Source organism: Shewanella sp. WXL01, assembly GCF_012263345.1.
Taxonomy (GTDB): Bacteria; Pseudomonadota; Gammaproteobacteria; order Enterobacterales; family Shewanellaceae; genus Shewanella; species Shewanella maritima.
In genome coordinates, this window is sequence record NZ_JAAIKQ010000006.1 from 1 (window position 1) to 14,585 (window position 14,585).

Genomic DNA, 14,585 nt, shown 5'->3' on the forward strand with positions numbered 1-14,585 from the left:
TTACTTTTACAGCACCGTACTGATCTAGGCCGATTTCAATGTGAGGCAATATTTTCTTCATAGCATATAACGCCCGCATAATGGGCGGATTAAGCTTGGCTAGATATAGCGAGGAACGAGCGCCAGCCAAGCTTTATGCGTCCATTCATTAATGCGCTTGTTATAAATACTTACTCAAATAGTGCGAAAACTCTTTTATTTGAATGAGATAAGCATGCGTACTTCAATTCTAATAAATGACCCGCTAAATCCATAGAGTTAACATTAGTATTAACCCATGAGTGTTCATCCGACCAATGAACTGCTGCATTTTTCAATTGCTCATCATCAATCGTAACTAGTTGTTCAGAAAAACTCGTAGGCAATAACCATAGATTATCGTTTAGAGTGGATGCAGAACAGTCAAAGCAACCAAGTAAATCACCAATTTGATCTTTGGTAAAACACCCGCCACCTAGAATTGAGCCTTCAGGGACTTCTTCGAAACTATTTAAATCACAATCTTCTTTTTCTGCGAAAAATGTAACGTCCATACTCAATCCTTTAGGTATTTATAACGCCCTGTTAAGGGGCTGATTAATGTTTGGCTAAAATGTGTAGCGAAGCGAAACCGAGCCAAACTTTAGCAGTCCCGCTTGAACAGCTTGTTAGCATGCAGATTAATCTGAGCTAAGTTTTGGTAAACCTAATTTTTTAATGAGATTAGTAAAACTAGCCTCAGTAAATGGACCATAAATGAACTCATTAGGTTCGGCAAACTGATGGTCTTTATTTTTATCTATGTAGTAAAAAGCGCAAGTTGAATAAGGGCAAGCATAAATAGAGATATAGTTGCTGTTAGAGCTTATTTTCATTGGCTCGCTAATACGCCTAATATAAGCTCCTTCGCCAACGCTATAGCCTAAGGCTTTTTCACCATCAATATAATAAACAGCATAAGGTTCTTCTTCCCAGCTTGGAGAGCAAGCCGATAGAAAAAATAACATTAAAATTAGAATTACTCTCAATTTTTGACCTGCATGCTAACGCCCGCCTAACAGGCGCAAAAGGCCTGGCTAAAATTAGGAACGAAGTGACGCAAGCCAAGCTTTTTGCGTCCTTTGTTGAGGCGTTTGTTAGGCATTTTTTGCACCCAAAAACTCCGCGACTAAATCCCAACGCTCTTCATAACTTGCAAGGTCTGGAATTGTTTTTAAATTTACTTTACCCCAATCAGCACTTCTTGGGGCATTTTGAATTACGCTAACAGGAAAAACATAATATTTAGGTGGTAATATTTCTTTTTTACCGCACTTAGAACCACGGTTTAGCAGAACTACAACAACAAAGTCACAATCAAAATTTTTAATAGGAAAACCATTGGCTCCAGTGCGCCAACGACTTTTAACCTGCACCATTGCTGATTTATTAGATTCTGGATTTGTTGCGACTAAATCATAACCTGGCATATTCGTGTATGTTTTATATGTCGCAATTTTATGTAAAAGCAACTGACCTAAAACTAAGAATTCAGCTCCCTCTGCTTCTAAACGAGTGTCTAATCTTGGCATGATTCTCCTAAATGCCTAACGCCCTGTTAAGGGGCTGATAATGTTTGGCTAAAATGTGTAGCGAAGCGAAACCGAGCCAAACTTTAGCAGTCCCGCTTGAACAGCTTGTTATGTGTACATCTATTAAATTACATATCCAAGCTATTTTTTAAAACCATTAGCTTTTAAAAATTTACTTTGTTGTTTATTTAAACGGGCTTCATTTTTAAGTGCGTTTTTTTGAGCTATTAGGTCAATATTATGATCAAATACATATTGAGAGAATTCAGCGCTTCCATAGTCATAGCCAGATTCTTTAACAACTTGTTTAATTGTCATGTGAATACTGTTAGACATAAGATTTCTTGAACTCCTACTTTGTACACATAACGCCCCAATAAGGGGCTGGTAAATGCTTGGCTAAACTTGTGTAGCGGAGCGGAACCGAGCCAAGCTTTAACAGTCCCGCACTTAATTGGCTTGTTATGTTTTTTTTACTCTCATGAAGAATAAAAAGAACAGGATTTGAACTAACATTATTGCACAATAAAAAGCTGCTATGTTTGCACTACCTAAGCCTGTAATAATTAAGAATATCAATAACAACACTGCAAAATAAACAACTTTATTGCCATTAAAAAATGACTCACTAAATTTAAAAGTTGGATAACCAATTAGCCACCAACCAGCTAGTGACGCAAGAGCGTAGAAGTATATAAAGAATGGGTTGACGATAAGCTGCAAAGTAAAGTTTGAAGAGTCTTCGAGTGCAGATACGACAAGGTAAAATGCTAATAAGCATATGTATGGGTAAAAAACTGCACGTAAAATAGCACTTCGATGATTAGGCATTTACATCCAGTCTCCAATGAAAACATAACAGCGTATTAGCGGGAATTCCGATTTAATCCATTAACATTTCGCCGAAACTCAAACTGTTATACGCTTTTTAATTAATAATTCCAGTAACTTACCAGTATCACTAACCAACAGCAATAGCCGCTAGCCCAAGAGAAACCGAGAATTTACTTAACCGAGAATTATCTGGTCTCGTTATGTATTTAACTAAAAGCATTCAAACCAAGTAAAATCAACATCTTAACTGCACCCCATTCTGTAAACCGAGAATTTTGTTGGTTACATAACGAGAAGCGATTCTTGAAAATATTGGATTTTAAATTATAACTGTATAAATATACAGCTGCAGTTGGAGAGTAAAAAATGCCATCCCCATTTTTAGAATCAGTTAGAACCGAGTTGCGCACTCGGCGCTACAGCATCAAAACAGAAAAAGTTTATCTCCATTGGATAAAGCAATTCATCATTTTCAATGATAAACGCCACCCACAGGAAATGGGCAACCCAGAAATTGAGCGATTTTTGAATCATTTAGCAGTAAATCGTCAGGTGAGTGCCGCCACACAAAATCAGGCTTTATGTGCGGTGATCTTTCTATATCGCTATATCATCCAGCGCGATATTTCCAACTTACGCTACTCGTTTACCAGCAGAGAAGTGCAAATACCTACTGTATTATCTCATTCTGAAGCAATAACCATTCTGGGAAATATGTCGGGGAAATACTGGCTTATCGCTTCATTACTTTATGGCTGTGGCATGAGAATTAATGAAGCGCTCAGACTAAGAATAAAAGACATTAACTTTGCTGATAGCACCGTATTTATTTTTCGCGGTAAGGGCCGAAAAGACAGGTATACGCTGCTCCCACAATCTCTACACGACGCGCTAGCCTCGCAATTTGATAGTGTTAAACTGCAGCATCAAAAAGATTTACAAGCGGGATATGGTTTAGCATCTTTGCCGCCTTCATTATTGAAAAAGTATGGCAACGCTGCAAAGGATTTTTCATGGCAATATGTCTTTCCATCTACAACTCGCTGCAATCACCCTTACGACGGTTATATTTGCCGTCACCATATTCATGAAACCGCTTTTCGCAAACAATTAAGAAAAGCAGTTTTAGCTTCAAATATCCCTAAGAGAGTAAAAGCGCATACCTTTAGACATAGCTTTGCTACTGAGCTACTAAAAAATGGTGCAGATATACGCACAGTGCAAGAGCTGCTTGGTCACACTGATGTAAAAACAACTGAACTATACACGCATGTTATAGGCTCACGATTTGGTTATACCGCGAGCCCGTTGGACAAAATTACTCTAACTGCGAATGACTCCCAAACTACAAGCCAAGTAAATAATCTAAACCGCCAATAATCGCGGCGACTTGCGCATCAATACATTGCTGCGGTGTTGCTTTAGGGCTATCTGGATATACTTCAGTAGTGGTGTTGAATTGATTGTTGGTCATGCCAGCACATAGCCCAAGTTTTTTAGTTGGGTAGTTAATAACCCCAAATTGCTCAATATCGACACCAATTAATTGCCCGTCATCATCAGGTGCAACGTGAGTGACTTTTGCAACCGAGTCATTAATTGCCTTTTGAAACGCGGGGTTAGGGTTATCGGTATCGCCTACCAAGTAGAATCCATCTGGAATGACGCCTTTAACATAATCTTTGCCGTCTCTCGCGGCTAATGCAGGGCGAAACTCTAGCTCGTCTGTATCAGTAGTTTCATGCAAGTCAAAGTGCACAAAAACCGTGTTATTGACTTGCTTTTGTAGTAGCGCCATTAAGGCTGCTGACTCTTCTGCCGGGCTGATCTCATAAAATGAGCGATTTGGATCTACCGCATTAGGGTTCCAGCGGTTAATGGTTTCATAACCCCAAGGGCTAACACATGGGGCGATGATAAAGTTAAAGTCGCTGTGGTAGCGGTTAGCTTCATTAAGCAAAAATGCGATAGCCCCTTGCACACCGCTAGTTTCGTAGCCATGCACACCACCAGTAACTAAGACTGTTTTCTTCGCGTCATCCCAATTGGCAGACTTAAAAGCAACAAGTGGGAATCGCTCAACATTGTATGACAGCGCGCCATATTGAACGCGTTCAAACTCATCGCTTACTGCCTCTAGCTTGGTAAGCACTTCTTGCTGATAACTACGCTTGACTGAAGTTTGCGCTAACCACTGGGCTTTGTGCTCGTCTGTCCATGGCTGACCTTGAACACCAATTGGGTAAAATGACATATCTGTACCTTTATAGTTTGAATTCTGGGTGGGTGAAACTACTTCTTACGGAACTTGGCCGCAAACCAGTCTATCACCGCGATTTGTTGAACGCGTGTTAGGCCGAAATACACACATATCCAGGGTGAGATGAGTAAAAACCAGGGAATGGCACTGGTGGGCTTGCCTGAAAATAACAGATACAAAAAGCCACCATAGATAACCAGCACGCCAGCAATACCAACGAGTAGCATGAGCTTTTTGTAAATGGCTTCGAGTTTCGACATCTTAAATTCACCGCAATATTATTGTTTTTATAAACGTGTATAAGTAGAGGCCACACAGTATACAGTGATCGGTGTTAATTAATGTAGTGCTCTAATCTAGCTGCCACACAAAAAAGCCGAGCTACACAAGCTCGGCTTTTAATATGTTGCAAGGCAACTTACATTCGAATACCGCCGTCGATTTCAAACACGCGGCCGTTAACGTAATCGTTCTCAATGATAAAGCGAACCGTTGATGCAATTTCTTGTGCTTCACCAAGGCGCCCTACTGGCACCATTTTTTCTAAGCGTTCCAGCATTTCAGGCTTCATTGCTGCCGTCATTTCGGTTGCTATAACACCCGGCGCGACCGCTGCTGAGCGAATATTGTAACGCGCAAGTTCTTTTGCCCAACCCACTGACATAGCAGCAACACCAGCTTTAGAAGCTGAGTAGTTAGACTGCCCCATGTTACCAGCTTTAGCTAGGCTCGAAATGTTAATGATAACGCCAGCGTTACCGCCCTCAATCATAGCGGCAGCGGCTTCGCGGCCACATAAGAAAGTACCAGTTAGGTTGACATTGATAACCGACTGAAACTGGTCAAAAGACATGCGGTTAGTCACTTGGCCGTCTTTCGCTTTAACCATCAGGCCATCACGTAAAATGCCCGCGTTGTTAATCAATACATCAACACGTCCCATATCTTCACGGATGTACTGAAAACCTGCCATTACGTCTTCTTCATCGGTAATGTCTAGAGCATAGCCTTGCACTTCGGTCTTAGCACCTAAGTTTGCACAGGCGTGCTCAAGCTTTTCTTGGTCAACATCAATTAGTGCTAGCTTAGCGCCTTGCTCAGCTAAATCATGAGCCATTGCCAACCCTAGACCACCAGCACCACCGGTAATGACGACAACTTTATCTTTCAACTCCATTATGGGTTCCTTTACTCGTTATTTTGATTTTTGATTGGCAAACTGCTCAAAAATACTTGAAAAATCTAACTTACCATTGCCTTGGCGGGCATGGTTTACATATAAACTGCGGGCTAAAGCGCCCATTGGCGTGCTTGAATTTGAGGCTAATGCTGCTTGTTGCGACAAACCTAAATCTTTCACCATTAAGTCGACCATAAAGCCGCCTTGATAGCTATTTGATGATGGCACTGACTCCATCACATCTGGACACGGGTTATATTTCTCTAACGTCCAGTTGCCGCCGCTGCTCACCTTCATAATGTCAGACAGCACTTTCGGGTCTAACCCGTTGTCGATGCCAAGTTGCAGCGACTCACTGGTACCCACCATCAGCACAGAAAGCAGCATGTTATTACAAATCTTAGCAATTTGTCCCGCGCCAACTGCGCCAGCATGGAAAATACTTGCGCCCATCACAGTTAGCACAGTTTGCGCCTTGTTATAGGCGGCATCGCTGCCACCACAAATAAAGGTTAAGGTGCCAGCAGCTGCGCCTGCGGTGCCGCCTGATACTGGCGCATCCATAAATGCAATGCCTTTCTCTTCTGCAGCTTTCCCCACTAACTGAGCTGTGCCTGCATCTATGGTTGAGCAATCAATTAATACCGCATCTTTACTCACTACATCGAGTAAACCTTGCTGTTCACCGCTGCCTAAATATAAGCCTTGAACATGTTTACTAGCTGGCAGCATAGTAATCACATAGTCAGCGCCAGCTGCCGCGCCGCAAGCAGTTTTGGCACTCAGCGCACCTTGGCTTGTTAATGCCTCAACAGCTTGTGGTACTAGGTCAAATACCGTGACCGTCATACCAGCTTTAACTAGGTTGGCTGCCATTGGGCCGCCCATATTGCCTAATCCAATAAATGCTACTGTTGCCATATCCAATTCCTTTGTTGTGGTGTTACTTGCTGTTTTTGTACTCTCCCCCAATAACTTAACCAGCTATTCTGATGGAGATAGGTAAGCAGCGAGTCTTGTTGATCTTCTTATATTTTTATTATTGCTTTAATACTATTCCGCGTTCCATACCGCTTATTACAGCGCGTTTAACGGATGCTCGCTATCACTCCACGGCGAGGTTAATAGCTGAGTTACCGCCTCAGGCGTAACATCAGCGGCGTGAGCAAACTTCCACTGTGGGTTACGGTCTTTATCAATCAGTAGTGCGCGCACACCTTCACAAAAATCGCCGTGCATACAGCAATTTACGCTGATACCAAGCTCCCACTTAAAGCATTCTGCTAGGGTTTTGTTGGTGCCTAAATTTGCCTGAGCAAAGATTAAGAACCAGCTTAGCGGGCTACCTGCCATGGCCGTTTTTTGTGCGCGGCTTAGCCATTCAAGCTCTGTCTCTAGGCTAGATAGCTGATGATGCACATCTTCGATTTCGCCATCCATTAACATGTCGATTTGGCTTTGGTACAGCTCAAGATTAGAGTTGCCCATTTGCGCCTGAGTTTTGTCTTGCCAACTATCAAGCAGTTGCGTCAATAACTCATGGTTTTGATTAGTGTCGCTAGTCCAGTTCACATCGGCTAGCGCATCAAATAGTGGCTCTTTGTCGCTGCTACCAACAAAGTGGTTACCTAGCCCAACAAAAGCAGCATCAGCGGCATTCATATTGTAAGCAGTTAACCCCAAAAACAGCCCAAGCTTGCCCGGCATACGGTTTAAGAAATAGCTGCCGCCAACATCTGGATACAAGCCGATAGTGACTTCTGGCATGGCAATACGGCTGCGCTCCGTCAGCACTCGGTGACTGCCACCAGCCATCAGGCCAAGGCCGCCGCCCATCACAATGCCATCGCCCCACACCATCACAGGCTTACCAAACTGATGCAGTAGGTAGTCAAGCTGATATTCCTCGGTGAAGAACTCACTGGCTTGAGTGGTCATTTCACCAGGGTTTGCCACCGATGCTTGATAAATAGCACGCACATCACCGCCAGCACAAAACGCTTTGTCGCCACTACCATCGAGCACAACAAACGCAATTGAGTCATCAGTTTGCCAGGCTTGAAGCTGGGTTGTCATCGCACGCACCATATCAAGGTTTAGCGCGTTGAGGGCTTTTTCAATATTGAGGGTAACAACACCAATAGACTGCCCTGATAAGGTGCCTAAGGTTTGAAAAATCACATCTTGAGTCATTATGCATTCTTCCAATCTGGTTTGCGTTTCTCTAAAAAGGCATTAACACCTTCAGCTTGATCTTCGGTATCAAACAGACCAACAAATAGCTCACGCTCTAGCGGTAAGGCTTGTGTGCGTGGCATAGTGCGGCCAGCCTGAATTAGCGTTTTACATACTGTCACGCTTGATGGCGATTGACGAGCAACTTTAGCAGCTAATTTTGTTGAAGCTTCAAGTGCTTGGCCTTGCTCTACCACCTCTTCTACTAGACCAATTTTTTCAGCTTTAGCAGCATCAAGGCGCTCACCACATAAAATCATCCGTTTTGCCCAACCTTCGCCAACAAGCGCTGTTAGGTTTTGGGTACCACCAGCACAAGGCAATAGGCCAACGGTTGCTTCAGGCAGTGCCATCTGGGCTTGTTGCTCTGCAATACGGATATCACAGGCGAGCGCGACTTCTAAACCGCCGCCCATAGCGTAGCCATTGATGGCTGCAATCGATACTCCGCGAAATGCACTTAAGGTTTCAAATGCTTCACCAAAGTGTTTTGCCATGGTCGCCGCATTACCCTTATCGCCATCTGCAAACAGGTTTAAATCAGCGCCAGCTGAGAAAAACTTTTCACCAAAGCCAGTGATAACTAATGCATAAATGTTTTTATCTTGGTTTAGCTCAAGCACCATAGATTTAAGCAGTTGCAGGCTATCTGCAGTCCAGGTATTCGCTGGCGGGTTGTTAAGCGTAAAAATGGCTGTGTTGCCTTCTACCTGCTTGATGATTGCCGTTGAGTTGTTTTGCTGTGTCATAAAACGTCCTTTAAAACTGTTGCCTGCCAATTACAGAATTGGGTGTGCGTTTTCATCTAAAATGCGACGGGCAATAATCAGACGCATGATCTCATTTGTCCCCTCAAGAATTTGATGTACACGCACATCACGGAAGTGACGTTCAAGCGGGTATTCGCGAATGTAACCATAGCCGCCATGCAGCTGCAGCGCGTTATCACACACCTGGAAGCCAATGTCGGTAGCAAAACGTTTTGCCATAGCGCAGTATGCGGTTGCTTCAGGATCTTTAGTATCTAATTTAAACGCTGCTAAACGCACCATTTGACGAGCAGCAACTAGCTCAGTTGCCATATCAGCAAGCTTGAACTGCAGCGCCTGGAACGCCGCAATTGGCTTACCAAATTGCTTACGCTCGTTCATGTATTGCGTTGCGCGCTCAAGGGCAGCTTGGGCAGTACCAACTGAGCAAGTGGCGATGTTAATACGCCCGCCGTCTAAACCTTTCATTGCAAAGGTAAAGCCCTGGCCTTCTTCACCCAGTAAGTTGGCAACTGGTACGCGCACATTTTCAAACGTAATTAAGCGTGTTGGCTGTGCATTCCAGCCCATTTTATCTTCGGCTTTACCATAGATTATGCCGTCAAGGTTTGCTGGTATGGCAATGGCTGAAATACCTTTAGGGCCAGGCTCACCCGTGCGGCACATCACCACTAATAGCTCAGTGTCGCCCGCGCCTGAAATAAACATTTTAGAGCCGTTAATTACATACTCATCACCTTCGCGCACAGCTTTGGTTTGCAGCGACGCAGCATCACTACCAGCCCCAGGCTCCGTTAAACAGTAAGACGCAAGTTGCTGACCGGTTGTAAGTGGCTCAGACCATTGCTGGCGCAGTGTTTCGCTGCCCCAGGTCGTCACCATCCAGGTCGCCATATTGTGAATGGTTAACATGGCTGTAGTTGCGGTGCAGCCTTGTGATAACTCTTCAAAGATAATTGATGAATCAAGACGTGATAAACCCATGCCGCCTTCAGATTCAGGCGAATATAGTGAGCAAAAGCCAAGCTCACCCGCTTTTTGGATTACGTCTTTTGGAAAGTGGTGCTCTTCATCCCATTTAGCTGCGTATGGCGCGAGCTCTTCTTGGGCAAATTGACGGGCAAGATCGGCAAATTGGCGTTGGTCTTCGTTTAAATTAAAATCCATGGAAATTTCCTCATAAGGTGATGACTCTGCGGTCATTTCTCTGAGTCAGCAGCGAAGCCATATATTGATAGCAAGCGCTTGTTGTTATTAATCTATTGTTGTTATTAGTTTTTAGCGCGAGTTGTCGCGTTGCTGCTCAGTTTTCAAACAGGTAATTAAAAAGCCTTGCTTATCCCTCTTTTGGTAATCGAGGTACAAGCAAGGCTTGATGACTATTTCAGGTTAATACTCATGTTCGGACCGCTTACGCTGCCTTCATCAAACCAGCGTGAAGTGATGGTTTTAGTCTCGGTGTAGAAGCGTACCGCTTGTTTACCATAAGCGTGTTGGTCACCATAGAAACTGCCCTTCCAACCTGTGAATGAGAAAAACGGTAGTGGTACAGGAATTGGCACGTTAATACCTACCTGACCTACTTCAATTTCATGTTGGTATTTACGCGCTGCGCCGCCAGATGCAGTAAAGATAGAAGTACCGTTACCATAAGGGCTGTTGTTTACAAGGGTAATCGCTTCATCTAATGAGTCAGCTTCCATACAACAAAGCACAGGGCCGAAGATTTCTTCTTTGTAGATGCTCATCTCTGTAGTCACGTTAGTGAACATGGTTGGGCCAACCCAGTTACCAGATTCATAACCTTCAACAGTAAAGTCACTGCCATCAAGCACACAGTCTGCGCCTTCTTGTTTACCTTGCTCAATAAGGCTGAGTACGCGCTGCTTTGCTGCAGGGCTGATAACAGGGCCATAAGCGGCATCTTTGTCATCCCAAAGGCCAGGGCGAACTTTAGCCAGCGCTTCTTTAATCTCTGGGATCCACTCTTTCGCTTCACCAACAAACACCGCAACTGAAATCGCCATGCAGCGCTGACCAGCAGCACCGACCGATGCGCCGACCATGTTGTTGATCACTTGCTGCTTGTTAGCATCAGGCATGATCACACAGTGGTTTTTAGCACCGGCAAAAGCTTGTACACGTTTAAGGTTGTCAGTACCGGTTTTGTAGATGTATTGACCCACACCCACAGAGCCGACAAATGAAATCGCCTTAATCGCTTCATCGCTAAGCAGTTTATCAACCGCAGTTTTATCACCATGAATAAGCTGCAACACGCCTTTTGGCGCGCCCGCTTCTTCAAACAGCTCAACCAGACGTTGCGGCGTCATTGGGTCTTGCTCTGATGGTTTAAGGATGAAAGTGTTACCACAAGCAATAGCTAACGGAAACATCCATAACGGGATCATCGCTGGGAAGTTAAATGGTGTGATACCAGCACAAACACCTAAAGGCTGAGTGTAAGAGTAAGTGTCAATGTTACGCGCCACGTTCTCAACGGTTTCGCCCATAAGCAGCGATGCAACATTACAAGCGTGTTCAGCGACTTCAATACCGCGCCATACGTCGCCCTTGGCATCTTCAAAGGTTTTACCGGTTTCTTTGGCAAGAATTGTAGCAATTTCATCGTGGTTTTCTTTAAGTAGGTGCTGGTAACGCAGCATAACGCGGGCACGCTCAGAAACCGGCACTTCCTTCCAAGTCTTAAAGGCTTCTTTAGCACTGGCGATAGCTTGGTCTACTTCAGCTTCGGTTGCCGCATTTACCTTGGCAATCACGCTGTTGTTAGCAGGGTTAGTGACTTCAATAACCTTGCTACCTGTACCTGTGGTGAACTCACCTGCAATATAGTGTTTTACTTGTGTGGTCATGTTATTCCCTTCCATCCGTGAGGATTGCTTTGCTAGGCCATTTTTAAGATTGTTATTCGCGCTAGCAATGCCGTCTTGTTGAGTTTTATACTTCGAAATCTGTTGTCGAATAGGCTTAACTATTCGACCTCGATTGCCATTGCCGTTGCTTCACCACCGCCAATACATAAAGTGGCCACACCGCGTTTTAGACCGCGTGCTTTAAGTGCGTGAATTAGCGTAACCAGCACACGAGCACCAGAGCAACCAATTGGGTGGCCTAATGCACATGCGCCGCCATTAACGTTAACCTTGCCTGCATCTAAGCCAAGTTCAGAAATGGCTAGCATGGTGACCATGGCAAACGCTTCGTTGATTTCAAATAAATCAACGTCATCTTTAGTCCAGTTAGTTAAACCAAATAGCTTGTTTACCGCTCCCACTGGCGCTGTGGTGAACATGGCAGGCTCTTGTGAGTGTGTTGTGTGGCCTTTAATGGTCGCGAGCACATCTAAACCTAAGTTGGCAGCAGTTTCGCGCTTCATTAGCATTAGCGCTGCGGCACCATCTGAAATTGAGCTTGAGTTTGCAGCGGTAATGGTGCCGTCTTTAGCAAATGCAGGGCGCAGCGTTGGAATTTTTTCTGGGCGCGCATTGCCTGGCTGCTCATCGGTGGTAACTGTGACGTCGCCGCGACGAGTGCTAAATGTAACAGGGGTAATCTCGGCATCAAATGCACCAGAGTTAATCGCAGCGTTAGCTTTTTCAAGTGAGCTTAGGGCGAACTCGTCCATCGCTTCGCGAGTTAGGTTAAAGTCATCTGCCGTTTTTTGAGCAAAGGTGCCCATTGCGCCGCCAGTGTAGGCATCTTCTAAACCGTCAAGGAACATGTGGTCCATTACCTTGCCATGGCCCATACGCATACCGCCGCGGGCTTTATCAAGTAAGTAAGGCGCTTGGCTCATGCTTTCCATACCACCTGCAACCACCACATCGTTACTACCAGCTTTAATTGAATCGTGCGCTAGCATGACAGTTTTCATGCCTGAGCCGCATACCTTGTTTACCGTTGTCGCGCCTGCTGTAAGTGGTAAGCCTGCACCTAGTGCAGCTTGACGCGCCGGCGCTTGACCAAGACCAGCTGGCAATACACAACCCATTAATACTTCATCTACCGCGTCAGACGATACACCCGACTGCGCCAGTAAGCCTTTAATGGCTGTCGCCGCCAGCGTTGGTGAAGTGACTTGTGATAGTTCACCTTGAAAACCGCCCATTGGTGTGCGGGTTGCCGCCACAATTACAATATCTTGGCCTGACTGTTGTGCGCTCATAACGTCTCCGAAATCTATTTCTTGGATACTTTTTCAAAAATCTACCATCACTTTGACGTTTACGCGAACGTAAAGCAATAGCCAATTTTGTGATCAAGGTGGAAATTTATTCGGGGATTGTCAGTCAAAATTTACACTTTGTTTGACCAGGGTCCCAGATAACAAGCAGGGATGCACAAGCAGGGAATGGCCGAAGGTTAGTTGGGATGACACCTCTAATATGACGAAAACTAAAACAGCCCTTAACCACAATGGCTAAGGGCTGCTATTAAATGTCTCGATTGAAGCCAAAACTTCAGATTAAACCTCAGACTCCCACGGAGTGATGCCGCTCATGTCGGTCAAATCATACGGGGTTAACTGGTAAACATAGTAATTAAGCCAGTTACTAATGAGCAAGCTGCCGTGGCTATGCCAGCGGGCGACCGGCTTTTGTTGTGGGTCGTTATCTCTAAAATAATTGCGTGGAATTTCTGGGTCTAAGCCCTGGTCAATGTCACGCAAATATTCATCTTTTAAAGTATTACGATGATATTCAGGGTGACCGATGACAAACAGGTTACGGTTAGTTTTACTTAATACTAAATACGCCCCAGCTTCATCAGAATGCGCCAACACTTCAAGATCTGGATGTTGTTGTAACTCGTTGATATCCATCTCAGAAAAGCGTGAATGAGGCGCGTAGAACTCTTCATCAAACCCGCGTAACAATGGGTGCGGCGTATCGGTGCGTTGGTGACAATATACGCCAGAGCGCTTGGTGCTTAACAGCTTGCGCTGCAAGTTATAAAGGTGGAACAAGCCTGCATGCGCGGCCCAGCATAAGAATAGCACTGAGGTAACATGCTGCTGCGACCAATCGATGATTTCGCGAATATGGTCCCAATAGGTAACGTCTTCAAAATCAATCTGCCCAAGTGGCGCGCCAGTGATAATCAGACCATCGTAGTTTTTGTGTTTTACGTCATTAAAGTCACGATAAAAAGCATTCATATGGTCGATTGAAGTGTGCTTAGATTCTTTATCGTGAATACGCAGTAAATCGACATCCACTTGCAAAGGCGTATTACCTAGCAATCTAAGGAGCTGGGTTTCGGTTTCAATCTTGTTGGGCATCAGGTTTAAGATAAGCACACGCATGGGACGGATGTCTTGATTGGCGGCGCGGCTTTCTGACATCACGAAGATGTTTTCTGATTCTAAAATTCCTGCTGCTGGCAGGTTATCTGGAATTCTTACTGGCATATACAAGCCCTAGTTTGTAGTGACTATCTTTGGTCATTATTTGAGATTGTTACTTTTAGCTGCTCATTGTGATTACTGTTATTAGTTGCAACGTTTAATTCAGCCTTTGTTCTTAGCCAAAGCCTTAACCCACTTATAAGGGAATACGTTAAATTGAAGATGCACTAGTGAATGCAGATCACAATTTGATAAATAAATAAAAACCAAGTACTTAAGTGGTGAGTTACCGAATAACACCACATAAAAATTTTTGCTTTATTAGCAAATACAATTAAAACAGCAACTAACAATCAGTTACTTAACAAACACCTGCTAAATTGAGCGT

The 14,585-nt window shown here is 44.3% G+C and carries 16 protein-coding genes; 1 reads left to right on the plus strand and 15 read right to left on the minus strand.

Features of this window, described 5'->3' with window-relative positions:
* Nucleotides 1-170: 170 nt before the first annotated feature.
* The 5 genes from G3R49_RS13925 to G3R49_RS13945 form a co-directional block, all read right to left on the minus strand.
* Nucleotides 171-533 carry a hypothetical protein gene (locus G3R49_RS13925; RefSeq protein ID WP_130602225.1) on the minus strand — a complete coding sequence of 121 codons (363 nt, stop codon included), beginning with the start codon at nucleotides 531-533 and terminating at the stop codon, nucleotides 171-173.
* A 126-nt stretch (nucleotides 534-659) separates the two neighbouring features.
* Entirely contained in the window at nucleotides 660-1,007 is a 348-nt protein-coding gene (locus G3R49_RS13930; protein WP_245335376.1) for a hypothetical protein, read from the minus strand.
* Between the two features lie 108 nt (nucleotides 1,008-1,115).
* Nucleotides 1,116-1,550: a hypothetical protein gene (locus G3R49_RS13935; RefSeq protein WP_167870097.1), complete on the minus strand. Its 435-nt coding sequence runs from the start codon at nucleotides 1,548-1,550 to the stop codon at nucleotides 1,116-1,118.
* Nucleotides 1,551-1,691: 141 nt separating this feature from the next.
* Nucleotides 1,692-1,886, minus strand: a complete 195-nt coding sequence (locus tag G3R49_RS13940; RefSeq protein WP_167870098.1) for a hypothetical protein — start codon at nucleotides 1,884-1,886, stop codon at nucleotides 1,692-1,694.
* A 126-nt stretch (nucleotides 1,887-2,012) separates the two neighbouring features.
* Nucleotides 2,013-2,381 carry a hypothetical protein gene (locus tag G3R49_RS13945; protein ID WP_167870099.1) on the minus strand — a complete coding sequence of 123 codons (369 nt, stop codon included), beginning with the start codon at nucleotides 2,379-2,381 and terminating at the stop codon, nucleotides 2,013-2,015.
* A 369-nt stretch (nucleotides 2,382-2,750) separates the two neighbouring features.
* On the opposite strand from G3R49_RS13945, the gene G3R49_RS13950 reads away from it, so the two are divergent.
* Nucleotides 2,751-3,764 (plus strand): integron integrase, encoded by a 1,014-nt coding sequence (locus G3R49_RS13950; protein ID WP_167870100.1) that lies wholly within the window; start codon nucleotides 2,751-2,753, stop codon nucleotides 3,762-3,764.
* Here the strand turns inward: G3R49_RS13950 and G3R49_RS13955 are convergent.
* The 10 genes from G3R49_RS13955 to metA form a co-directional block, all read right to left on the minus strand.
* Nucleotides 3,730-4,638, minus strand: a complete 909-nt coding sequence (locus G3R49_RS13955; protein ID WP_167870101.1) for a M14 family metallocarboxypeptidase — start codon at nucleotides 4,636-4,638, stop codon at nucleotides 3,730-3,732. The two genes, G3R49_RS13950 and G3R49_RS13955, sit on opposite strands and share 35 nt — an antisense overlap.
* 38 nt (nucleotides 4,639-4,676) lie before the next feature.
* A complete protein-coding gene (locus G3R49_RS13960) occupies nucleotides 4,677-4,904 on the minus strand; it encodes a hypothetical protein (RefSeq protein WP_165399044.1) in 228 nt (75 codons plus the stop codon).
* A gap of 158 nt (nucleotides 4,905-5,062) precedes the next feature.
* Nucleotides 5,063-5,821 carry an SDR family oxidoreductase gene (locus G3R49_RS13965; RefSeq protein ID WP_130602215.1) on the minus strand — a complete coding sequence of 253 codons (759 nt, stop codon included), beginning with the start codon at nucleotides 5,819-5,821 and terminating at the stop codon, nucleotides 5,063-5,065.
* An 18-nt stretch (nucleotides 5,822-5,839) separates the two neighbouring features.
* Nucleotides 5,840-6,796: a 3-hydroxyisobutyrate dehydrogenase gene (mmsB, locus tag G3R49_RS13970; protein ID WP_280954616.1), complete on the minus strand. Its 957-nt coding sequence runs from the start codon at nucleotides 6,794-6,796 to the stop codon at nucleotides 5,840-5,842.
* Nucleotides 6,797-6,901: 105 nt separating this feature from the next.
* Nucleotides 6,902-8,017, minus strand: coding sequence for an enoyl-CoA hydratase/isomerase family protein (locus G3R49_RS13975; protein WP_130602211.1), 1,116 nt, complete (start codon nucleotides 8,015-8,017; stop codon nucleotides 6,902-6,904).
* Nucleotides 8,017-8,808: an enoyl-CoA hydratase gene (locus G3R49_RS13980; protein ID WP_130602209.1), complete on the minus strand. Its 792-nt coding sequence runs from the start codon at nucleotides 8,806-8,808 to the stop codon at nucleotides 8,017-8,019. Before G3R49_RS13980 ends, G3R49_RS13975 begins: the two co-directional genes overlap by 1 nt.
* 30 nt (nucleotides 8,809-8,838) lie before the next feature.
* Nucleotides 8,839-9,996, minus strand: a complete 1,158-nt coding sequence (locus G3R49_RS13985) for an acyl-CoA dehydrogenase family protein (RefSeq protein WP_167870103.1) — start codon at nucleotides 9,994-9,996, stop codon at nucleotides 8,839-8,841.
* Nucleotides 9,997-10,208: 212 nt separating this feature from the next.
* Entirely contained in the window at nucleotides 10,209-11,702 is a 1,494-nt protein-coding gene (locus G3R49_RS13990) for a CoA-acylating methylmalonate-semialdehyde dehydrogenase (protein ID WP_130602205.1), read from the minus strand.
* Nucleotides 11,703-11,821: 119 nt separating this feature from the next.
* Entirely contained in the window at nucleotides 11,822-13,015 is a 1,194-nt protein-coding gene (locus G3R49_RS13995) for an acetyl-CoA C-acyltransferase (protein WP_167870104.1), read from the minus strand.
* Nucleotides 13,016-13,315: 300 nt separating this feature from the next.
* Nucleotides 13,316-14,260 carry a homoserine O-succinyltransferase gene (metA, locus tag G3R49_RS14000; protein WP_167870105.1) on the minus strand — a complete coding sequence of 315 codons (945 nt, stop codon included), beginning with the start codon at nucleotides 14,258-14,260 and terminating at the stop codon, nucleotides 13,316-13,318.
* Between the last annotated feature and the right edge of the window lie 325 nt (nucleotides 14,261-14,585).